At 42.2% G+C, this 22,104-nt stretch carries 23 protein-coding genes and 1 tRNA gene; 10 read left to right on the top strand and 14 right to left on the bottom strand.

Translation table 11 applies throughout. The features are described from left to right. Positions 1 to 505 precede the first annotated feature (505 nt). The 3 genes from CXF61_RS03390 to CXF61_RS03380 form a co-directional block, all read right to left on the bottom strand. A complete protein-coding gene (locus tag CXF61_RS03390) occupies positions 506 to 1,231 on the bottom strand; it encodes a LysE family translocator (protein WP_165597145.1) in 726 nt (241 codons plus the stop codon). A 169-nt stretch (positions 1,232 to 1,400) separates the two neighbouring features. Further along, positions 1,401 to 2,687 carry an acetylornithine deacetylase gene (gene argE / locus CXF61_RS03385; RefSeq protein WP_227526581.1) on the bottom strand — a complete coding sequence of 429 codons (1,287 nt, stop codon included), beginning with the start codon at positions 2,685 to 2,687 and terminating at the stop codon, positions 1,401 to 1,403. Between the two features lie 48 nt (positions 2,688 to 2,735). Next, the gene (locus tag CXF61_RS03380; RefSeq protein WP_057761477.1) at positions 2,736 to 3,389 is read right to left on the bottom strand and encodes a UPF0149 family protein; all 654 of its coding nucleotides are present in this window, start codon (positions 3,387 to 3,389) and stop codon (positions 2,736 to 2,738) included. Positions 3,390 to 3,601: 212 nt separating this feature from the next. On the opposite strand from CXF61_RS03380, the gene CXF61_RS03375 reads away from it, so the two are divergent. Then, positions 3,602 to 4,042, top strand: a complete 441-nt coding sequence (locus CXF61_RS03375) for a hypothetical protein (RefSeq protein ID WP_165597144.1) — start codon at positions 3,602 to 3,604, stop codon at positions 4,040 to 4,042. A gap of 255 nt (positions 4,043 to 4,297) precedes the next feature. Further along, positions 4,298 to 4,774 (top strand): cell division protein ZapA, encoded by a 477-nt coding sequence (locus tag CXF61_RS03370; protein WP_101212328.1) that lies wholly within the window; start codon positions 4,298 to 4,300, stop codon positions 4,772 to 4,774. Between the two features lie 77 nt (positions 4,775 to 4,851). Here the strand turns inward: CXF61_RS03370 and CXF61_RS03365 are convergent, their stop codons facing one another. The 4 genes from CXF61_RS03365 to CXF61_RS03350 all read right to left on the bottom strand — a co-directional run bounded on the left by CXF61_RS03365 (position 4,852) and on the right by CXF61_RS03350 (position 9,232). Further along, positions 4,852 to 5,142 carry a hypothetical protein gene (locus CXF61_RS03365; protein ID WP_227526580.1) on the bottom strand — a complete coding sequence of 97 codons (291 nt, stop codon included), beginning with the start codon at positions 5,140 to 5,142 and terminating at the stop codon, positions 4,852 to 4,854. A gap of 297 nt (positions 5,143 to 5,439) precedes the next feature. Beyond that, on the bottom strand, positions 5,440 to 7,533 hold the full coding sequence (glyS, locus tag CXF61_RS03360) for a glycine--tRNA ligase subunit beta (protein WP_165597143.1): 2,094 nt from the start codon (positions 7,531 to 7,533) through the stop codon (positions 5,440 to 5,442). 9 nt (positions 7,534 to 7,542) lie between these two features. Beyond that, entirely contained in the window at positions 7,543 to 8,544 is a 1,002-nt protein-coding gene (glyQ, locus tag CXF61_RS03355; protein ID WP_160022458.1) for a glycine--tRNA ligase subunit alpha, read from the bottom strand. Between the two features lie 475 nt (positions 8,545 to 9,019). Beyond that, positions 9,020 to 9,232 carry a PspC domain-containing protein gene (locus CXF61_RS03350; RefSeq protein WP_057761485.1) on the bottom strand — a complete coding sequence of 71 codons (213 nt, stop codon included), beginning with the start codon at positions 9,230 to 9,232 and terminating at the stop codon, positions 9,020 to 9,022. A 737-nt stretch (positions 9,233 to 9,969) separates the two neighbouring features. On the opposite strand from CXF61_RS03350, the gene nadR reads away from it, so the two are divergent. From nadR to CXF61_RS03335, 3 genes are all read left to right on the top strand, one after another. After that, positions 9,970 to 11,028: a multifunctional transcriptional regulator/nicotinamide-nucleotide adenylyltransferase/ribosylnicotinamide kinase NadR gene (nadR, locus tag CXF61_RS03345; RefSeq protein WP_165597142.1), complete on the top strand. Its 1,059-nt coding sequence runs from the start codon at positions 9,970 to 9,972 to the stop codon at positions 11,026 to 11,028. Positions 11,029 to 11,154: 126 nt separating this feature from the next. Next, entirely contained in the window at positions 11,155 to 11,886 is a 732-nt protein-coding gene (gene pnuC / locus CXF61_RS03340) for a nicotinamide riboside transporter PnuC (RefSeq protein ID WP_101205749.1), read from the top strand. A 222-nt stretch (positions 11,887 to 12,108) separates the two neighbouring features. Further along, positions 12,109 to 12,543, top strand: a complete 435-nt coding sequence (locus tag CXF61_RS03335; protein WP_165597141.1) for an Mpo1 family 2-hydroxy fatty acid dioxygenase — start codon at positions 12,109 to 12,111, stop codon at positions 12,541 to 12,543. A gap of 174 nt (positions 12,544 to 12,717) precedes the next feature. On the opposite strand, the gene CXF61_RS03330 is transcribed toward CXF61_RS03335, so the two are convergent. The 3 genes from CXF61_RS03330 to CXF61_RS03320 form a co-directional block, all read right to left on the bottom strand. Beyond that, positions 12,718 to 13,329, bottom strand: a complete 612-nt coding sequence (locus tag CXF61_RS03330) for a nitroreductase family protein (RefSeq protein ID WP_165597140.1) — start codon at positions 13,327 to 13,329, stop codon at positions 12,718 to 12,720. Positions 13,330 to 13,434: 105 nt separating this feature from the next. Continuing rightward, on the bottom strand, positions 13,435 to 14,148 hold the full coding sequence (locus CXF61_RS03325) for a pirin family protein (RefSeq protein ID WP_165597139.1): 714 nt from the start codon (positions 14,146 to 14,148) through the stop codon (positions 13,435 to 13,437). Between the two features lie 349 nt (positions 14,149 to 14,497). Then, the gene (locus tag CXF61_RS03320) at positions 14,498 to 14,875 is read right to left on the bottom strand and encodes a DoxX family protein (protein WP_165597138.1); all 378 of its coding nucleotides are present in this window, start codon (positions 14,873 to 14,875) and stop codon (positions 14,498 to 14,500) included. 137 nt (positions 14,876 to 15,012) lie between these two features. Here CXF61_RS03320 and CXF61_RS03315 point away from each other — a divergent pair, with 137 nt between their 5' ends. After that, positions 15,013 to 15,918, top strand: coding sequence for a LysR family transcriptional regulator (locus tag CXF61_RS03315; RefSeq protein ID WP_165597137.1), 906 nt, complete (start codon positions 15,013 to 15,015; stop codon positions 15,916 to 15,918). Positions 15,919 to 15,952: 34 nt separating this feature from the next. Here the strand turns inward: CXF61_RS03315 and CXF61_RS03310 are convergent, their stop codons facing one another. Continuing rightward, entirely contained in the window at positions 15,953 to 17,359 is a 1,407-nt protein-coding gene (locus tag CXF61_RS03310) for a Na+/H+ antiporter NhaC family protein (protein ID WP_165597136.1), read from the bottom strand. A gap of 216 nt (positions 17,360 to 17,575) precedes the next feature. Further along, positions 17,576 to 17,650: transfer RNA gene (locus CXF61_RS03305), tRNA-Gly, on the bottom strand. Positions 17,651 to 18,179: 529 nt separating this feature from the next. Here CXF61_RS03305 and CXF61_RS03300 point away from each other — a divergent pair. The 4 genes from CXF61_RS03300 (at position 18,180) to CXF61_RS03285 (ending at position 20,630) form a co-directional block, all read left to right on the top strand. After that, positions 18,180 to 18,992 (top strand): M48 family metallopeptidase, encoded by an 813-nt coding sequence (locus CXF61_RS03300; RefSeq protein WP_165597135.1) that lies wholly within the window; start codon positions 18,180 to 18,182, stop codon positions 18,990 to 18,992. A gap of 301 nt (positions 18,993 to 19,293) precedes the next feature. Next, entirely contained in the window at positions 19,294 to 19,614 is a 321-nt protein-coding gene (locus CXF61_RS03295; protein WP_165597134.1) for a BolA family protein, read from the top strand. 74 nt (positions 19,615 to 19,688) lie between these two features. Continuing rightward, positions 19,689 to 20,048 (top strand): SirB2 family protein, encoded by a 360-nt coding sequence (locus CXF61_RS03290; RefSeq protein ID WP_165597133.1) that lies wholly within the window; start codon positions 19,689 to 19,691, stop codon positions 20,046 to 20,048. Positions 20,049 to 20,234: 186 nt separating this feature from the next. After that, a complete protein-coding gene (locus CXF61_RS03285; protein WP_165597132.1) occupies positions 20,235 to 20,630 on the top strand; it encodes a hypothetical protein in 396 nt (131 codons plus the stop codon). A gap of 190 nt (positions 20,631 to 20,820) precedes the next feature. On the opposite strand, the gene trxC is transcribed toward CXF61_RS03285, so the two are convergent. Both trxC and CXF61_RS03275 read right to left on the bottom strand, forming a co-directional pair. Then, the gene (gene trxC, locus CXF61_RS03280; protein WP_165597131.1) at positions 20,821 to 21,258 is read right to left on the bottom strand and encodes a thioredoxin TrxC; all 438 of its coding nucleotides are present in this window, start codon (positions 21,256 to 21,258) and stop codon (positions 20,821 to 20,823) included. A gap of 123 nt (positions 21,259 to 21,381) precedes the next feature. After that, positions 21,382 to 22,002, bottom strand: a complete 621-nt coding sequence (locus tag CXF61_RS03275) for a class I SAM-dependent methyltransferase (RefSeq protein WP_165597130.1) — start codon at positions 22,000 to 22,002, stop codon at positions 21,382 to 21,384. Positions 22,003 to 22,104: the final 102 nt, after the last annotated feature.

Raw genomic sequence — 22,104 nt, 5'->3', positions numbered from 1 at the left:
AAATCATAGCCTGAGTCGCTTTATTAGCAATAACGGTAAAGAAAAATGTTAGGTAAACAGATAACAGCAAGCGCAATATGGCTTAGCATGATCGCAGAGCAAATTTGGCACAGTAGACTTAGAAAAGAGATAGCTCAAGTAGATACAGAAGGCTATTCGTTGATATCAGTAAATAGGACATCACTCAATAGCTTATATAAAAATTTAGCCAAACCTTTTCGAAGGTGTCATTGCTGTCATGTGGTTTACACATTCAATCTTTAAAAACGTCTTGGTAGTTATATAGGACACGATGATTCCTCCATAGGTTGTGGCTAATGTCAGGACGACAATAGCAGGTTAATTGAAACGATTTATCGCTTATGAAAGATAAGTAATATAAATCAATGAGCCAATAATAACGATTTAAAAATTAAAGTCAATAATTAATTTGGCTTGTATAGAAAATAATTTAATAAACGTGTGTTCAATTAATCACTTTAATTTAAAATCTTATCAGTAGTTTTTAAGCTATAAAACTATTTATCACTTCAGCCAATAAAGCAGCAGCGATAATTATAAATATTACCCCACATCCACGATTGAGCCAAGCTAAGCGATTACCAACATCGAGCCAGCTTGCTAGCTTTTTGCCACCCAAGGTATATACGATCTGCCAAATCGTTTCGCTCAAAAACAAGCCGATAGTCAATAGGACATATTGCGGCCATAGTGGCGCACTGAAATTGATAAATTTAGGGAAAAAGGCCGCAAAGAACAAAATAGCTTTCGGATTAGATAATGACACCCAAACACCAGTACGAAACAAGGTCATATTGCTCGGCGCTATTTTAGTAGCAGCACTGGAGAGCGAACGCGGCTGTGATATAGGCGCTCCATCAGAAACCGTATAGTCTGCTGCTACCTCGACACTCAACTCTTTAGCATCGCTCATCAAGCTACCGTCACCAGCATCGCGCCAAGAGCTGATACCCAAATAGATTAAGTATACTGCACCCACAGCCTTGATAATGGTCAGTAGCCACGGTGACTGGCGACTGATTACATCCAATCCAAGCAGTGTCGATAGCAGTAATACAAACAAGCCAAGGCTTAAACCTGCCAGCGTCCATAAGGTTCTTTTGACGCCATAGTTCATGCCATACTGAAATGCCAACAGCATATTAGGACCAGGGGTCGCTGAGATAAAAAACGTACTTGCGAAAAACACTGCAAACAGATGCCAAGACATCAACCCACCCCTACTTTGTCATGTGTAAATGGTTCTAATACGAACGGCTATACGATTTAAGTATGCGACTAAAAAATAAACACCGCCATTGAGACGGTGTTATTTATACCTATATATCAAAAAGTCTCGCAAAAATCCTTAAAGGAACGACACGCATTCTTCTGAATAATTATGACTGCATAGACGGCTGAGTCGTACAGCTATCTAATAGCTTCTTTAAAAATGCATCGCAGCGTTCAATTTCGCTAAGCTCCACATATTCATCCGCTTTATGCGCCTGCTCAATACTACCGGGGCCACAAATAATCGTTGGAATACCTGCATTGGTAAACTGACCGCCTTCAGTCGCGTAAGCCACTTTATGACGCTCATTATCTCCTGTCAGCGCAGCGATTAGTGATTGCAACTCAGAGCTATCGTCATCTGTCATGGCGGGGACGCTTTCTTCTTGCATCAGCTCAATACCAGTCTCTGGAGCGCGCGCTTGCATTTGCGCGTTTAGTTCAGCGACTTTTGCCTGAATGGGCGCTAGTATATCGTCTTGCGTCATGTGCGGCAGGTTGCGATAGTCAAAAGTAAACTCGCATAGGTTGGGCACGATATTGGTCGCTGTACCACCATGTATGGTACCTACTGACAATGTCGAGTATGGCACTGTAAATAACGCATCGTTATCATCACGAGCGCTCAGCTCTTCAGCAAGCGTATCTACATAGCCAACCAATCTGCTAGCGTAGCTAATAGCATTGACACCTTGTGCAATCAATGAAGAATGCGCCGACTTGCCATGTACACGGCAGCGATAAACTGCGATGCCTTTGTGTGCGACTACCATAGCCATGTTAGTTGGCTCACCGACGATACAATAATCAGGCGTGATACCACGTGCTTTTAGGTCTGCCAAAATCAATGGCGCACCCAAACAACCAACCTCTTCATCGAACGACAATGCCAAATGCAACGGACGACGTAGCTGACCGCTATTCGATAACTGCACGGCTTGTGGCAATACCGTTAGTGCACAAGCGATAAAGCCCTTCATATCACATGCACCGCGTCCGTATAGCTTATCACCACGTATCGTCGCGGTAAACGGCTCTGAAGACCACGCTTGTCCATCAACTGGCACAACGTCGGTATGACCTGATAAGACCAGACCGTTATTGATAATATCAGCATTCTCGCCAGCCGGTACAGTCACAAACAAATTGGCTTTGGTTTTAGCCTCGTTAAAGGTCAAATCTACCGTCAAACCCAACTGCTCACAGTACGACTTTACATCGTTAATCAAAGCCAAATTAGAATGGCGACTGACCGTATCAAAGGAGATGAGACGTGTTAGCCAATCGAGACTCTGAGTAGGGTGCTCAGCATTTTTCAGCTGGACATCGCTGCTACTATCAACATTATCGCTATTACTGACATTGTCGCTATTACTACTGCTATTTTGGATCATAAAATATCCTTACTACAATTTTCAGAACTATGATGTATCAGAGCTGCCTTACGATGGATTGTTATGGTTCATCACATCAACCACTGGCGGCATTGGTTTTGGTAGCTTACCTTCTGCCTGTAGCTCTTTGGTTGTTTTGGCATCGATAGACAAACCTGCGATGAGCGCGATATCTTTGACAGCCTTGCGTTTACGTGTGGCAAAACTTACGGGTACCATACGAGCAAATTCATAGATATAAAGATAAGACTCTTCGCCACCTTCAAAATCCTCATCATCTTCGAGACGAATTGCGCCAATCTTAGCCAAATCAGATAGCATCTCGTTTTCTTCACTGGTCAAACCACAATCAGTAATACCAAAACCGGTCATAAAACCGTTTGCCCACTGTTTCAACGCCATCACGCGCTCGTATAAATCATGTTCATCATCTGGAATGAGCGGCATATACGCGTAGGCATCATCTTTGTCTTTTAGCTGAAACACGATGTCTTCCGCTTCTTCTGTCAGCAAGGTCAATGCAGGCTCTGGTAGCGGGGCAAAGCTGAGCTCCTCAAACACCTTAGCCCAAGTTGCTTCGTCAGGCGCATTACAAGCCGTCATAAGCCCTGTCATCATGCCATGCACTTCGCTAATAGACACGTCAGTCCAATCATCAAACGCAGTCAGCCAAGTATTCCAGCCAGAGATATTATCATTCATAATAGATGTCCTAGTAATTGATTACTGCTCATAAAATAAAAATAGTCGCGATAAAATGTCATGGACAAATTATCGATAAATAAAAGTGAAAAGACAAAGCCCGATGCTTGTAATTACTTTGTTGATATAGATATTATGCGGTCACCTATGGCATTATTAAATGCAGCGAACAAAATTCATTCACGCTTACTTGTTAAGGATAAAAACTGACTATGTATGATCAACTTAGAATATTAGAAAAAATGGTACTCGACATCAAAAAACAGTATCAGCTTGTCAGTGCTGAACTTAGCAGCTTAAAACAACACCCTGTTACTGATTCAAAAGAATTTGCCGCCCTAAAAACCAAATTAGATAACAGTCATAACGAACGTGACGGTGCCAAAAAACAACTGAACGATCTCGACAAGCGCTATCAGAGTCTTGCAGAAGCGCACCATATGATCGGTGAAGAACAAGACAAACTGCAAAAACAGATCAGCCAATTACAACAACAAAACAGCGAGCTGCAACAACACAATAATGAGCTAAAGCAGCAGTATAGCGATATCAAACAACAAAACAGTGAACTGCAAAAGAAGAATCAGTTGGCCGCTGAACGGACGCAAGTGGTGTTAAAACGCTTAACCCGTATCGATCAAGCAGAAGGTTGATACATAGCGGCACGAGATAGTCAGTGGTGAGTTTGGCTTAAGTCTTTTTGCTTAAATAACTTTATTATCGATAAAAGCCACGTTGACTAAGTGCCTTTATTATCAACTGTCTTAGCTATCAAGTGCTTTAGCTATTAAGTGCTTTAGTTATCAAGTACCTTCATTATTAAAAATACAGCGTTGATTAAGCCACTAGACTCACACTTATAATCTCTTATATTACTCACTTTAATGACATATATTGTAGGATTTATCATGACTGATGACCAGACCAACCCTTTAAACAAGCAAGCGCCAAACAATCCATCACAAAATAACCAACTACCAACCAATGGGCTTAAATCCCAAAGAATCGCGCCAAATACTTCAGCTGCAAATACTTCAGCTCCACAGAGCGGCGCTGCTAAACCTGCGCCTAAAACAAACAGCACTCCTGAGCCACAAATCAAAAAAGTAGATATTGCGATTGCTGGGGTGACCTATCCCATCTATTGCCCAGTGCACGAGCAAGAAGAGCTACACTCAGCCGTCTCTTATATCAATAATTATGCGCTCGACCTAAAACGCGATGCGCCAAGCCTGAGCCAAGAGAGCTTGCTAGTACTGTGCTGCTTAAATTTATACGAGAAAATTCATACTTATCAAAGAAGCGATGAAGATCGTATTCAAGGAGATAAACAGTCTGAGGCATTGCTCAATAAAATTATGAAAGATGCTCATTCTATTCTATAGATACATCGTGCTGTATTAAACATATAAGCGCCTAGCCAATAAAGTTAGGCGCTTTTTTTGGTCAATCATTTATCTATTTATGTATAAGGCGTGTAGGTCTTGCCTGCATGAAAGTCTGCTTGATGCTCATAATTGCAAAAGAATAACTCTTGGTTCGCTTCAATATTGCCATCGGTAGCTGTACTTGGTTTGGTTTCGAGTACACCGCGATATTCAGCCAAGCTGTTGCCACAAAAATTACACTGACGCGGTGTGGTCACATCTCCTTCTTTTGGCATCATACTTTTAGGTGCGCGCGGGTACATAAACTTATAAAAAGCCCACATTGAAGCCCAAATAATAAGGATGACGATAATAACAGCAAACACGGCAGTGCTCCTTCGATTATGGGTAAACGCGAGAAATAACGAAATCTACTAAATAAGATTAGTTAATACGTTTTGATAACATAAATTTTACCGTCAATAATAGCGATAATACAATGCCTTTACCGTTTAATTGCTGATTGCGCTAACTGACTGGTTGTATCCACTAGATAAACCTACCAACAAATCAGTCAACTGCATAACAAAAAACCTGGCCATGATAAGCCAGGTTTTTTATCAGAAGTAATAGTCAATTTAAAACAACAATCAGGTTAAAGTAACTATCAGGTTTTAGCAGGGTTACAGCTGTAGCTCACTGATATCAGCTACCGTCAAGAACAAGGCACGAACCTGCTTTAGCAATGCCAAGCGATTGTTTTTAAGCGCAGCATCTTCACTGTTGACCATTACTTGATCAAAGAACTGTGTCAACGGCTCATCTAAGCTAGCCAGCGTTTGCAATACTTGCGTATAGTCCGCTTGCTCAAGCAATGGTTGTACCACTGTCTGTGCTTGCTTCACATTCGCATATAAATTTTGCTCAGCAGATTCAGACAGTAGCGCTTCATCGACTGTATCAGCCACGCTCACTTCTGACTTGGCCAATATATTAGCGACACGCTTGTTTGAGTCAGCCAACATCGACGCTTGTGACAGCTCGCTAAATGCTTGCACTGCACGGATACGCTGATCAAAATCAAGCGGCATATGCGGGTTAATCGCTTGCACTGCTTGAATCGTATCGACGCTAACGCCTTGCTCCGTATACATCGCACGGTAGCGCGAGTTTAGGAATGCCATGACTTGGGTAAAAGTATCACCCATTTTGGCAATCTTGCTACCTTCAGCATCACTATAGCCTTTAATCGCTTGCTCAACGAGCGCTACCAGATTAATCGGCAACTGCTTTTCAATCAAAATACGCAAGATACCAATAGCAGAACGACGTAAGCTAAACGGATCCTTTGAACCTGTCGGTGCTTGGTTAATCGCAAAAATACCAACCAATGTATCCAAACGATCAGCCAATGCTAGGCAAATACCAATCAGTGTTTGTGGTAATACATCACCGCTGAATTTCGGCAGATACTGCTCTTCTAAACTGGCAGCGACCGCTTCTGGCTCATTATTTAGGCGCGCATAATACGTACCTGCGATACCTTGTAATTCAGGGTATTCGCCGACGAGCGAGCTGGCCAAATCCGCTTTAGACAAAATGCCCGCACGTACGGTTTCATCAACATTGATATCGTGGCCTTGCTGCTGCATCAACGTGGCGATAAACGCAGCAAGCTTAGCAATACGCTCAGATTTCTCCCAAATCGTCCCCAATTTGTCTTGGAATACGCGATTTTTGAGACTTTCTGTGAGTGCAAATAATGGCTGCTTTTGATCTTGCAAGAAGAAAAACTCTGCATCAGCCAAACGTGGACGCACAACTTTTTCATTACCTTCGATAATCTGGTTAGGATCTTTTGATTCAATATTGGTAATAAAAATGAAATACGGCTGCAATTTGCCAGTTTTATCAGTCAAGCAGAAATACTTTTGATCCGCTTGCATGGTCGAGATAAGCGCTTCTTGCGGTACTTGTAAAAAGCGTGCTTCAAAGCTTGCTCGTAGCGCAATTGGGAAATCAACCAATGCGGTGACTTCGTCTAATAAATCTTGCGGTACGATGGCATCAGAATTGACTTCATCTGCCAAAGCTTTAACTTGGTTTTTAATCAGCATTTGACGCTTATCAAAATCTGCCACCACTTTTAAACCGTCTAGCAATTGCTCATAATCATTGGCATGAGCAATATTGTGATAGTCAGGGCTGTGGAAGCGATGACCACGCGTTTGCGTACCAGTCTGATGACCTTGGATGGTGGCATCGATGACAGTATCATCCTGCATCAATACTGCCCACTGCACTGGACGCACAAACTCGTTGCGGCTAGCACCTGAGCGCATACGTTTGGCTATCGGCAAATTATCTAGCGCGGTCTGGAAAATAGCAGGCAGTAGCTCAGTAGTCGCTTGACCACGAATAGTCTGCTCAAAACCGACATAGTCACCTTTGTCGGTATTAATCGTCGTAAGCTCGCTGGCTTCAATACCCAAACCTTTGGCAAAACCCATCGCCGCACGTGTTGGATTGCCCTCTGCATCGAACGCCGCTTTAATCGCTGGTCCGCGTTTTTGCTCAGTACGATCAGGCTGCTTATCGCTAATACCTTGAATCTGAATGGCCAAACGGCGCGGAGCAGCAAAGGCTTTGATGCTATCAAAGGTGATATCTGCTGCCGTCAATTGATCAGTGACACTGGCTTGTAGCGCATCACGTAATGGTTTTAGGCTCTTTGGAGGTAGCTCTTCACACCCCAGTTCAAATAGAATAGTACTCATGGGATGCTCCTATTTATCGTTAGTAGATTGGTTAGTGTCAGTAGTTTCTTTTGTTATGCCGTCTGCTGCTAAGCTGTCTTTTGACACGTCTTCTTTTGGCAGATACTTATCAAGCGCGGCTTGGCGATGTTCTTCATCAGCCAACGGGAAGCCCAATTTGGCACGAGCTTCGACATAACCAAAGGCAACCTTACGAGCAAGCGTACGCACACGTAGGATAAAACGCTGACGTTCAGTCACTGAAATAGCGCCACGTGCATCAAGCAAGTTAAACGCATGAGATGCTTTTAATACCATCTCATACGCTGGCAATGGCAATCCTGCATCGACCAATTTGTCGGCTTGTTGCTCATAAAAATCAAACATCTCACCCATCATTGGCACATCAGCGTGCTCAAAGTTATAGGTAGACTGCTCGACTTCGTTTTGATGAAAGACATCGCCATACGTGACACGGCCAAACTCACCGTCTGCCCAGACCAAATCATAAACGCTATCAACGCCCTGTACATACATGGCCAAGCGCTCAAGTCCGTAAGTGATTTCGCCAGTGACTGGGAAGCACTCGATACCGCCGACTTGCTGGAAGTACGTGAACTGCGTGACTTCCATACCGTTTAGCCAAATCTCCCAACCAAGTCCCCACGCACCAAGCGTTGGTGATTCCCAGTTGTCCTCTACAAAACGCACATCATGCACCAATGGATCAATACCAATGGCTCGTAGTGAGTCCAAATACAGCTCTTGGATGTTCGGTGGATTTGGCTTTAGCACGACTTGGAACTGATAATAATGCTGCAAACGGTTCGGGTTATCACCGTAGCGCCCGTCAGTGGGACGACGTGATGGCTGAACATAGGCCGCATTCCAGCGCTCAGGACCTAATGAGCGCAAAAACGTCGCGGTATGAAAAGTACCTGCACCGACTTCCATGTCGTAAGGCTGCAATACAACGCAGCCTTTATCGGCCCAATAATTTTGCAAAGTTAAGATTAAATCTTGAAAAGTCATCGGTTGAGAGTCTTTATCTTGTGTCATCGGGGTTATCGCTTGGGATGTCATAGTTTCGGTTTTCATAGTAAAGCCACTGTGAAATGAGTATTATTAAATAAATCTCTGATAGCGCACGCGCGACCTATTCGGCAACGACTCTATCTGCCTGCTCACCTTACTAAAAATTGACTATTTTATCCATATTTACATCAACTAAATTTGCATAGTGGGCACAAAACCTCAGTTGTATAGCGTATTTGCAAGCAAATCATCATAGAAGTCGCACTAATACAATAAATAAAAAAAATACCCAAATGCGCTAGCATTCGGGCAGGAGGAAAATTGTATCTTGGGCATCCTGATTGATCAGGCTTTTTATTTTTGGAGGTCTACTGTTTTTAGCAACTACGTATAACTTAAACTTGACTCTTTAACTGGTTCAAAAAACCTAATTTTAAAAAAGCTAATTTTGAAAACAATTATCAGACTTCTATTATTGATAAGACTGACTGTTTGCTTTTGGCATAATTATCCATAAGATGATATAAATTAAAATGCCTGGTACTGCTGCGCTTAACGATGAGATGATTACGAATAATACTCTCACCCATGTTGGCGACCAACCAGCATATTCTGCAATGCCACCCATCACACCTGCTATCATGCGATTGTTTGGTGAGCGATGTAATTTTGCTAACTTAGCCAAATCAAATACCTCTCTTTTTTCTATTCTTGTTTATTTTTTTATTCTATATTTTTGATTGTCTTACATATTTAGCTAAAACATTATCTTGCTTTGCTAACTTACGAATCAGTATATCAATAATTCAGGATTTATCTGTTGAAGGTATAGCAGTACTTTGTGAGTTTATGCTACTCAAGCTTACCCTAATCTGTCATAGCACCATGCAAGCCCCTGATTTTAAATAGTTATTTCAAAATGTTTCAAAATCATCTTTGTTGCTATAACCTTGCAATCTCGCTTCACGTATCTTGTTATTTTTAATTTAATCAAAGAGATAAGCTTGCTTTACAACGCTAAAATCGAGTGAAACTTTTGATAGTCTGAATAATCTTTTAGCTAACCAACTTTGCTAAGTTAAAAAATTCTCAATTAAAAAACGTGCGATTCCTTGTACGTGCGATATACCTTATTTTTACAATAACCCACCTGCAAATCATCCAAAACCTTTATACCATGCTGATAAGCAACTCAGATTTCAGATATTCTATGATGAAAGTTAGAACACTGCTCAACTGTTATTTAAAAACACCTTTACGAAGAATAGTAGAAGTAAAGAACGTGGTTGGTATTACGATTCTTAATAGGTGTCTACTTTGGATCTTGATAGATGTCTAGTTTGGCTCATTCAACTCAAACAGTATTAGTCGTAGTTTTTGAAATAGACATGGAACACTGAGATTAAAATAATAAGGATAACTATGTACGACACTGGATTGATGATTGGACATTTTGAGCCCCTGCACTTAGGGCAGATGCGCAGCATATTGGATGCAGCAGGACTGGCCAAAACCTTGCATATCGTTATTATGGCGCATCCATCGCCGCATCCAGATTTTACTATTACCTTACAAGACAAAGCGCGTTGGCTACAGATGGCCTGTGCCGATTTACCCTTTATTCATATTCATACTACCCATGAGATCGAGCTACCGCTACACGAACATCTGTATAGTGCCAGTGATGATGTCAGTATCGATGTCGCTGCTAGTAATGCCAAATTACAACGTTTGATGGATGCCTTATCACTATCAACAGAGACTGTATTGTTTATGGCGGAAAACCATCCGCTCACTCGCAATAACATACAAGAGCAGCTGCTTTTGCCAGTCGTTACTACGCCGCTACAGCCGGAATTTGACTCTTATGCCATCGCTCGTAATCCAGTTGCTCATTGGTCAGCACTTCATCCGCAAGCGCGCGTCGACTATACCAAGACTGTCGCTATCGTCGGCGGTGAAAGCTCAGGCAAGACAACGCTGGTACATAAGCTTGCCAATTATTATGGTGCCAGCTTTGCCCTAGAAATGGGGCGTCTGTATGTCGGTACAGATTTGGGTGGTAGCGAGGTTGGATTACAGTACAGTGATTATGGCCCTATTTGTCTCGACCATGCTGAGGCAATCCGTGAAGCTAAAGCCAATGCAACGGCCCCTATCACCATCGTTGATACTGACTTTGTCACTACCCAAGCATTTTGTGAAGAATACGAGGGTCGCACGCATCCTTTTGTGGCTGCTTGTATCGATGAGTTTCGTGTAGACCACACCATCATGTTAGATAACAATACGCCGTGGGTTGATGATGGTATGCGATCTTTGGGTACGCCTGAAGCGCGTGGACGCTTTGAGCAGCGTTTGATAGATATTTTTGCGCGTCACGATATTACGCCGCATATGATCGATCAGCCCGACTATGATGCTCGCTATCAGCAAGCATTATTATTGATTGATCAATATATCTATGGCAAAAAATCATAAACTGTACTGAGCATATTTATAATAATTTATTCACTAGCATATGTTATTCAACTAGCACACGTTATTTAACTAGCACATGGTAGTTAGCACTATATTGATATCAGTATTTACTTTAGGGGAAAAGCGATGCGTATTCAGCTATTGGACAACATCACCGGAAAATGGGCGATGCAATGGATTATCATTTGGTTTATTTGCGGTGTCATTGCCTTATCTGCGGGTTTTTGGCTCACGACAGACCATACCACGCTTGATTGGTTTTATTTAGCAGTCTCGTTCATTGGTTTGGTCTGCGTAGTCTCGCTATCATTCCGCAAAAACGTCATGGGCAATGGCTTTGGTATGGGGGCAACGGCAGGCGAAGTCATCGTACAGGCAACGTCTGGCGCAGTAGGTTTGATGCTTGCTCCACTATTTAACTTTTTTACCCATGTTTACGGTATCTTTTATTGGTCGAAGCATACTGACCCTGATGGCGACATGATACCCAAATCAGCAAGTAAAGCTGTTTGGTTAATCACCGCTGCATTTATTATTATTGGTCTTGCCTTGTTTCCTACAGTAAATGACTTATTAGCAAGCTATGGTTATGCGGTCGTACAGGATGATAGTAGTCTGTTTTTGGGATTTATCTCTTTCTTTTGGATTAACGTCATTGCCTTTGTGCTTTCTATTACTGCTCAGGCAGCTATGATTCTGCGTTATTCATTTAACTGGTGGTTGTGGATTATCGTCAACTTTGTCTGGCTCATTGTGAATCTGATGTCTGGCAACTATATCTTTGCTATTCAAACTATGGTGTATCAAGTAAACGCCTTTATTGGCCTCTATGAATGGCATCGTAGCGAGCAAGGATAATGCGGCTCTTGTAGAAAAACCCCCTTGGAATTTTGAATAAAATCTTGCGGATATAGTGCTAGTAATACAACAGTATCTGACTGTGCCGTCTATCAGATAACATGGTAGACAGGCGCAATTAGTGCTACAACTGATGTTAACAATCATCTTCGCATTGAGTTTAGTAGCAAGTCCATTAGCGAGTATAAGTTACTTATCTTATTTACTAACAGGGAGGTTAGTATGTCTCGTCAACCAAAAATGTCTAAACGTACGCTAGAGCAATGGCTTAGTGAGTACTCTGTCAGTCACCAAAACCTGGTCAATAAAAAAATCCATTGGCTATGTGTGCCAACCATTTTTGTCAGCCTGTTAGGCATGGGCATGTCGCTATCCGTATGGTTTACCTTAGTACTAAGCGCATTGGTATTATTATTCTACATGCGCTTATCTACGCCACTGTTTTTAGCCATGGGGATGTTTATTCTTATTTGTCTGTCAGTGATGGCATCGATGCCATGGGGCTTTAAAGCGTGGGCAGCGGTATTTATCGTTGCATGGATTGGCCAATTCATTGGGCATAAAATCGAAGGCAAAAAACCTTCTTTCTTTAAGGATCTACAGTTTTTATTAATCGGTCCAGCATGGGTGGCTAATAGTTTGATGCAACACAAATAGTTGTCAATCTCTGCGTAATCTCTGTAAGAACGTAGCTTAGCTTTAGGCTACTCAACAACCTCTACAATTCTCACCCTCAACAAAAGAATGTCACCAATAAAAAAGCGCCACTCAGCAATTACTGAGTGGCGCTTTGTTTACGTAAGCTTTTAGGACTGTATAAACTAGCTTACCTTAAGCACCAAACACTTTCATACGCTCTTCGACTGGCTTAAATGCTTTTTCGCCTGCTGGCTGCTCAATCGTTCCAAATACCAATTGTGCATTTAGCGTCCAGTCTTTGTCGATATCCCAAGCGCTAGCTACTTTTTGATCGATTACTGGATTGTAGTGCTGTAAGTTTGCGCCAACATCGATACTGGCTAGTGCCGTCCAGATAACATACTGATGGATGGCGCTGGTTTGACTTGCCCAGATTGGGAAGTTGTCAGCATATAGTGGCGCTGCTTCTTGCATGCCTCTGACGACTGCTTGATCTTCAAAAAACAATACAGTACCAGCACCGTTACGGAAACCATTGACACGCTCTTTGGTCGATTTGAACTTCTCTTCGTCACCAACGATTTCGCGTAATGTATCTTCGGTCATATCCCACAACTTACGATGATCATCACCAAACAATACAACGATACGTGTCGATTGCGAGTTAAACGACGATGGCGTGTGCAAAATAGCATGCTCAACTATTTTTACGATTTCGTCGTTAGCTACTGGCAGTTGGTTGCTTAGTGCATAGATAGAACGACGTTTCTCTGCTAGCTGCTGTAATGTTGTTAAATCTGACATAGTGTTTCTCCATGTTGTTAGTAAAATAGTTGTTAATAAAAATAATTTTTAATATGAGTGATTGTTGGTATGAACATTCTAATTGATAAAGAGCTTTGTTTTTGACTACATAAATAGCGGTACTTCCATCACTAGCACACGGCTAGCTACTGTTGTGTCCATCATAAAGCTCTGAATATCCCAAATGCAAAGGCCGTCACGAGTAGACAGGATTTGGCCATTTATCACGACTTTGCCGCTGAGGACAAATACGTAGACACCGTTGCTAGGATTATTTAACTGGTAAGTTTGCGATACACCTTCGTCAAAACCACCCATGCTAAACCAAGCATCTTGATGAATCCAAACCCCTGCATCATCAGCATTAGGTGATAGCACTTGGCTAAACTCGTTAGGTCGCATGATATCGCCCATATGCACTTGCTGATAACGCGGTGCGACATTCATTTTGTTTGGTATCACCCAAATTTGCAGAAACCTCACAGCCTTTGCATCGTCACCGTTCATTTCACTATGGGTAATGCCTGTACCCGCTGACATCACTTGAATTTCACCAGTTTCTATGATGCCCTCGTTGCCGATACTATCGCCATGAGCGAGCTTGCCGGATAGAGGAATACTAATAATTTCCATGTTACGGTGCGAGTGATTACCAAACCCTTGACCGCCAATGACGAAATCATCATTAATAACGCGTAAGGCACCAAAGCCCATGCGCTCAGGATTATGATAATTGGCAAAGCTAAAGGTATGCCTGCTTTTAAGCCAGCCATGATTGGCATCGCCACGTGAGTCTGCTGCATGATAGATTGTTTTCATAATTCATCCTTAGCTATCAATAGATTAATCCTCTATATACTTCTTATCGATTAATCTATTTAAACAATGGGCTTATTATAATTATTAATTCTACATAGATAAACAACACTAAATGCAATTAACTATTCTTTTTTATAGAACAATCAGAGCGGTTTTAACGTAATATAGATTTTTTACATATATTAGCACAGCTAACTTTATATAAATTACTTTAAGTTATGTTTATATAAAAAACTGTCTGCTGTTGAGATTTTCTGTGAAAATGTTCATGACGCTCTTTATTTGAAAGTACCCATTCATGATTGTTCTTTGTAAGCGTATAAGAGGTAACTCAGCTACTGATTGTTTATCACTTATTGTCTATTGAGTAAGCACCCGCACCATGAGCAAAAATCATCAAAAACCCACCGGCGATCGAAATATTTTTCATAAATGAGATCATCTGTGATTCGTCAGTCCAGAATTGATGAAAAATAATAGCTGACACGATGCTAAACCCGGCGAACAAAAAAGCGATTGGGCGAGCTTTATAACCTAGCAAGATAGCGATACCACCTAGTACCTCAAACGCGATTACCAATGGTAGTAACATACCAGGCACACCTACTGACTCCATATAGCCTTGAGTAGTCGCATAATCTGTGATTTTACCAATGCCTGTAAAGATGAAAATGATTGATAATAATAGACGACCGAGCGGTGCGCTAAATTGCTGTAATTTGTCCATAATGATACTCCAAAAGTGTGTTTAATCATGTCTCTAAGTAGAGAATAGCGCGATTATAGGCGTTGACTAGCATGGGATAAACAGCAATAATCACAAATATAAGTTCTTGGTGTAAGAACAATCATGAGGCATCGATAATGGGTAAATTAGAAGACATGGCGATGTTTGTACGCATTGTTGAGGCAGGTAGTATTACCAAGGCTGCTGAGCAGTTAAATATTGCAAAATCAGCCGTCAGTCGCCGACTTAAAGAATTGGAAGAGCGTTTAGGCAGTCAATTAATTAGCCGTACTACCCGCCAATCTAAATTGACGCAAGCTGGTGAGCAATATTATCAGCAAGTGAATAATATCTTGCGTGCGGTTGACGCTGTCAATGAGCATGCTACTGACGCTCCTATGCGTATTGAAGGTACGCTAAAAATGACAGCGCCGTTGTCCTTTGGACTCATGCATCTGAACGATGTGATTGATAAATACGCCAATAAACATCCCAATCTGAGATTCGATCTGGATTTTTCTGACCGACGTATCGATTTGATTGAAGAAGGCTATGAGTTGGCCATTCGAATCGGAGAGCTACAAGATTCTAGCTATCAAGCAAAAAAGTTGGCATTGATTCGTTGTGTGATTTGCGCCAGTCCCGATTATTTGGCAAGAATGGGCACGCCTGAGACGCTAGACGATTTAGACAACCATGCGCTGTTGCAATACAGTCTCGGTCAAACCAATAGTATAAACTTGGTGGATACTGAAGGCAGAAGTCATCATCGTACGATAGATGCCAAAATCAAAGCCACCAATGGTGAGTTCTTAGTGGATTTGGCAGTCAAAGGGCATGGGATTACCTTTGTGCCGACTTTTATTGCTTATAAACAACTGGCGCTGGGCGAGCTAGTACCTGTCTTCCAACACTATCAATTGCCAACCCTAACCGCTTATGCTGTTTATCCAAAGAATCGTTTTTTGTCGCAGCGTTGTCGTTACTTGATTGATTTTATTGCCGAGCAATTCGGTGATAATCCGTACTGGGATCAATATTAATCAACACTCTTATTATCTCTAACGATATCAATTGCTATTGATTTTGGGTCACCTTCCCCTCTTTAACCCGACTAATCGTCAGCCCCGTAAACCCGAATAGCAGCGTCAATAGCAATGACAAATAACAGAAGAACGCATAAGGTAGATAATCCAATACCGGTACCCCTAACGCCTGACTGATAAACACCCCGCAGACACTCCAAGGCACTAATGGATTAATCACCGTTCCCGCATCCTCAATCGTCCGCGACAGATTCTTCGGATGTAGATGTAAGCGCTCAAACGTCGAACGAAATGCCGTACCTGATAATAGAATACTCAAATACTGCTCACCGATTAGCACGTTAATGCTTAGTGCCGACATCGCTGCCGCAAATATCGCTCGTCCTGAAGTCGTCAATGTGTCCTTAATACCAGATAGCAGTGCAGGCAGAATCCCCAGTGCCGTCAATAGACCACCTAAGCTTAATGCCAGTATCACAATCGCCTGAGTAAAGAACATACTCTGTACACCGCCACGCGACAGCATACCGCCTACCTCACCTAACTCTAATGATTCAGCAGGGGCATAGCCTGCAAACAAATAACCACCTAATTGGCCAAAGCTTGGTGAACTATGGATATAAGTAATGATCAGTGCCGCGGCAATGGTACAGATAATCGTATAAATCGCATTGACCCGAAACAGTGCCAATCCGACTAATACCACAAACGGCAGTACCGAATACCCATGTACCAAACCACTGTCTATCAGCTGACCTTGCAATATAGTCACTTGACTCAGATCAGCACTGGTCGTCTGTCCTGAGAACATCCAAAACAAGATCACCGTCAATATCCATGCAGGGACTGTCGTATACATCATATTGCGAATATGCTCAAACAGATCGATACCGACTACTGAAGACGCAATCGTACAAGTATCAGACAAGGGCGACATCTTATCACCGAAGAACGCACCTGATACTACTGCCCCTGCCGCTATCGCCACATTGGCATCAAAGGCATTACTCATACCAATAAAGGCCACGCCCAAAGTCGCTGCAGTCGTCAAACTACTGCCCAAGGCAATACCAATAATAGAGGTCAAGATAAAGGCAGAAATATAATAGTACTCAGGTGATATGAGCTGAAAGCCTACATACATGAGTGTAGGAATCGCACCAGACATCATCAAAGCCGCAACCATCAGTCCAATAAAGAAGAACAAATAGATGGCACTAATACCGCGCATGACACCTGAGGCCATTTGCGCTTGCATGTCATCAAAGCTGAGACCTTTGTACATACCGATAGCCAGTAGCACACAGATAGCCAATATAAGAGACAGATGAGGCACCCAGCCAAAGCCGATCATGGTGATGCCCATGATACCGATGACGATGGCGGAGATGATAAAGGCGAGCTTGGCACTGATTAATGTGATGGGTTTTGGTGGCATTGGATGCCCTTATGTTGCTATAGGTTTAATTTTCTCAAATATTTAAGTTATGCGTCAATTCTTCAGTATTTATTATGGCTAGACTCTGTCTTGCTTATAGTTAGCTTTAGTTTTTGCTTTCTATGTTTTCGCTATTAGCTGATTTAGCACAGATTTCACACATAAAAAAAAGCCTCACTGTGAAGTGAGGCTTTTTGCGCTTTTTCAAGCCATATTTGGAGCGGGAAAAGAGATTCGAACTCTCGACCCCAACCTTGGCAAGGTTATGCTCTACCACTGAGCTATTCCCGCTTAGTATCAATCCGTAGCGTTGTTAACAACTACTCCGTCTCGATAGGCTGGCTATTTTAGCAAATATTCTGTGGGTGTCAACACCTTTTTTAGAATTTATTTCTAATATTTTTAGCTAAATGCCTTTTTTATCGGATAAACAAACATAAGCAATTGATTTAAAAACAGGAATTAATTTTAATTGAATTAAAAATATCTCACGTTAATTATAGAACTTTAAGCCTAGGCTCTACTTCCTTCAGCTTTATATTGATCATAAGACAATCGATAAAGTAAAAACTCACTATTTTTACTCTAATAAAAAGATATCGCACTTACAATCATACGCTTTATTGTTACTTTTCCTATCTTGGTTTTAGGTGGTTAACATTATTATACTTATGTCTGATTGCAGTTCAGGTAGAATTTTACCATTAGAGTAGATGAGTAAACCCTAATAAGAGGTCAATAAAGCCCCCTTTACAATCTACGACACTGCTTTACCCTTTGTTCGTTTGTAGGTTTTTCCATTTTATAGAGAGGATATTTTATGAAGAAATTATTAACCACGACAGTGATGGCCGCTTCGTTGTCAGCACTGACCTTAACTGGTTGTACCAGCACTACCAGTACTGGCGCGGTTGGTGTTGATCGTCAGCAATTGCTATTAGTGTCTAGTGAGCAAGTATTGGCACTGTCTGCCCAAAGCTATGCCAAAACAATACAAGACGCAAAATCAAAAGGTGTGCTAGATACCAATACTGCTCAGCTAAACCGCTTAAAAAATATTGCCAACCGTTTGGTTGGTCAAGTTGATGTCTACCGCGCAGATGCAGCCAAATGGCAATGGGAAGTACACACCATCAAGTCTAACGATTTAAATGCATTTGTGGTGCCGGGTGGTAAGATTATGTTTTATTCAGGCATCATCGATCGTCTGAACCTCACTGATGATGAGATTGCTGCCATTATGGGTCATGAAATCTCTCATGCATTGCGTGAGCATTCACGTGAGCGTCTATCACGCGAGTATGCAACCCAAACTGGTATCGGTCTGGCTGCCAGTATATTTGGTCTATCACAAGGACAGGCTGAGTTAGCTGGTACTGCGGGTAATTTAGGCTTAAGCCTACCCCACAGTCGCACTCAAGAAAGCGAAGCCGATCAGATCGGTCTTGAGCTGATGGCACGTGCAGGTTATAACCCTCAGGCGGCTGTTACGCTTTGGCAAAAAATGCAAAAAGCAAGCCAGGGTGAGCCACCACAATTCCTTAGCACTCACCCAACGAGCAGCAGCCGTATCGCAGAGTTACAGTCATTGATGCCAAAAGTTACGCCTCTATATCAACAGTCGCGTCGCTAATAAGTAGCTAATTAGCGACTTTTAGGTTTTAGCAGTGCGCATTTAGATATCATAGAAGCAAAGTACAGCCAAAGCGTTGTGCTTTGCTTTTTTAGTTATAGCTAGGACACTGCAGGTTTTATAATTGACAAGCATTGTAGTTGATAAGCACTGTAGTTGATAAGCACTGTAATCGGCAGGGTTTGCAATTGTTCGATTTGGCAATCGCACGCTATCCCGCTTACCGTGTCTGTTATAATGCCGATAAATATTATTTGAAGATTGTCCAATCAAATTGCACAAAATATATTGAAGGATTGTTATGAGTATCACACCTACTGCCGACGCACTTCATGCCGAACTACAGGCGCTTGCGCCGCAGCATATCGAACTGATCAATGAGTCGATGTCTCATGCTGGTTACTTTGAAGGTAAAGAAAGCCACTTTAAGCTCACTATCGTTAGCGATGCATTTGAAGGCAAACGACTGGTCGGGCGTCATCAGCTGATATACGGCTTAGTTACGCCTTTACTTACTTCACAAGGCGGCCAAGTACATGCCCTCGCTATCCATGCCTATACTCCGACAGAATGGCAAGGTCAAAGCCCTGCGAGTCCATTATGTGCTGGTCAAAACAAATAGCCGACTATGTTTGAATCGCAACTACATATTTTAGATTAGCCTATATACTGCAGTTTTAGAGGGAGCAATATTCAATGAAACACCTACATATGCTGATGGCAGCGCTGACTGTTGCGCTATTTTTATATCAAAGCTACTTAGTACTCAGCGCAGACCGCCGCGCACCACGTGTGGTCAAAATAGCCACGCATATTATCTATGCCCTGCTTATCCTGTCAGGTGCGATGATGCTAATGCAATTGATGGGTGCCAATGCTCCTGTACAGTGGGTGTTTGCCAAAATCATCTTACTTATCGCGGCTATTAGCTCAAGTATTAAAGCGTTTAAAGCTGATGCGACACCTGTACAAAGAAAAACAGGCATTCTTATCGCTGCCGTTGCCTATATCGGGATCGTGATACTTGCCTTTGCCAAACCAGCAAACTTATTTTAATAAGCGATTTTTTGTTTTAATAAGCGACTTTCTGTTTTAATAAGCAAACGTTTTAGAAAGCTGTCGATATTTTGATGACATGATGCGAAAATTTTTCATCATCGATGGATTTTGAATATCTTAATTGCGCTATTTTTGCTATCTTAAATAGATATAAATACAATCACTTAGCCTACTGGAGCCATTATGAAAACGTTTACAACAGCGACACTACTAGCTGGCATTTTTGCGCTCTCAGGCTGTGCCTCTACTGGTAACATCACCCCGCAATATGTGCCACCAAACACTTATCAAAATTACGACTGCCAAGCACTTGGCCAAGAGTACAATCGCGTCAACCGCTATGTCGAAGCGACACGCAATGAGCAATCTACCTTATCGGCATCAGGCGTCGGTGTTGGCGTCTCTGCTGGACGCTGGGGTATCTCGCCAAATATCAGCTTTGGTCTAGGCAAGAGCAACAATACCAAAGCACGCGATGCAAAATTATCGCGTCTCTACGGTGAGCGTGATGCAATTGTCCAGTCAGCACGCATTCAGCGTTGCAGTTTTGCCAATGGCATCAAGATTTATGGTGAATAAGCTTAAGCAAGTGCAAGGCTCTCTGAACGACTAAGATAGTGTATGACACCGTAAAATAGTACATGGCATAGCAAAAAAGCCAATATGCAGATCGCATATTGGCTTTTTTATAATAGCTACGGTTTTTTATAAGAAAACATGAGCGCTTGGATAGATAGCTTGGAGAAAAAGTAATCTAGCCTGACTAATACTACGATTGTAAGCTTTGCACCCACTGGATGATTTGATGACTTGGTAGCGCACCTGATTGACGTGCGACCTCTTTACCATTTCTAAAAGCAACCATCGTTGGTAAGCTGCGAATATTGTAAGGAGCAGCTGCCTGCTCGTATTTATCCGTTTGTACCTTGGCGAAGACCACCTGCGGTAATTGATTAGCAGCGCTCTTGAACTCTGGCGCCATCATGATACAAGGCTGACACCAGCTCGCCCAAAAATCCACGATAGTCAGCACATCGTTCTTTTGGATAACCTTATTGGCTGTTTGCGCATTTAGCTCATGCGGACTGGCAGTCAATAATGGCTGACCACATTTACCGCATTTTGGCGCAGCGCTTAATCGTGCAGCAGGTACACGGTTGGTTGCTTGGCAATGTGGGCATACTAGATGAAAACTTTGCTCACTCATTATTTAATTCCTATTCTAATTATTTTATTGTCTTAAATACTGTTCATGAACCATTTTATATAAAAGCTAGTTACGTTGATTGATTACATGAATAATTTTAGCATAGTTAATTGGGCTTATCCTTTATACGATTTGCTGTGCCACACCGCTATACACATAGCTCATTGGTTTTGGGCCGGGCAAATACGCTTCGCTCAATTCATCAATAGCAAATCCACCTTCTCTGATAAGCGCCGGAATATCGCGATCTAAATGACACCCACCTGCTATAGGCTTCCAAAAAGGCGTCAATCGATGCTGCCAACGCTCAACAGAGGAATCTGGCGCTACGCCATGCTCACAAAATAATAATCGACCGCTAGGTTTTAACACACGTGCCATTTCTCGAAGCGCCGCTACTGGGTCATCAATACTGCACAAGGTAAAAGTCATTACAATCGTATCAAACCGATCTGTATCAGCATGGATACCTTGTACATCGACAGCTATCACTTCAACCGGAATGCCAATGTTAGCTGCACGCTCACGAGCCAGCGACTGCATTTGAGCCACTGGATCCACACCGATAATAGAAGAGACTTTATTAGCATCATAAAACTGCAAATTCAAACCGCTGCCAATGCCAATCTCCAACACCTTACCGAGCGCTTGCGGAACAATTTTAGAGCGCGCTTTCATCACATTACCTGTACTACAGGCAATATCTATCATCTTTGGCAACACATAGCGCTCGTAAGGGTTCATTGCTCTCTCCAGTTATTGCCGCACTTAGCGCTTGCAGGTGGTCATACATAGCATCTAAAAATGGACAGTCTACAGGTTAGCATTCTTATAGATATCAATCAT

The sequence above is a fragment of the Psychrobacter sp. 4Dc genome (assembly GCF_002836715.1).
Classification (GTDB): domain Bacteria; phylum Pseudomonadota; class Gammaproteobacteria; order Pseudomonadales; family Moraxellaceae; genus Psychrobacter.
The sequence above is the reverse complement of the archived record's forward strand: the minus strand, read 5'-3'. Positions and strand labels throughout refer to the sequence as shown.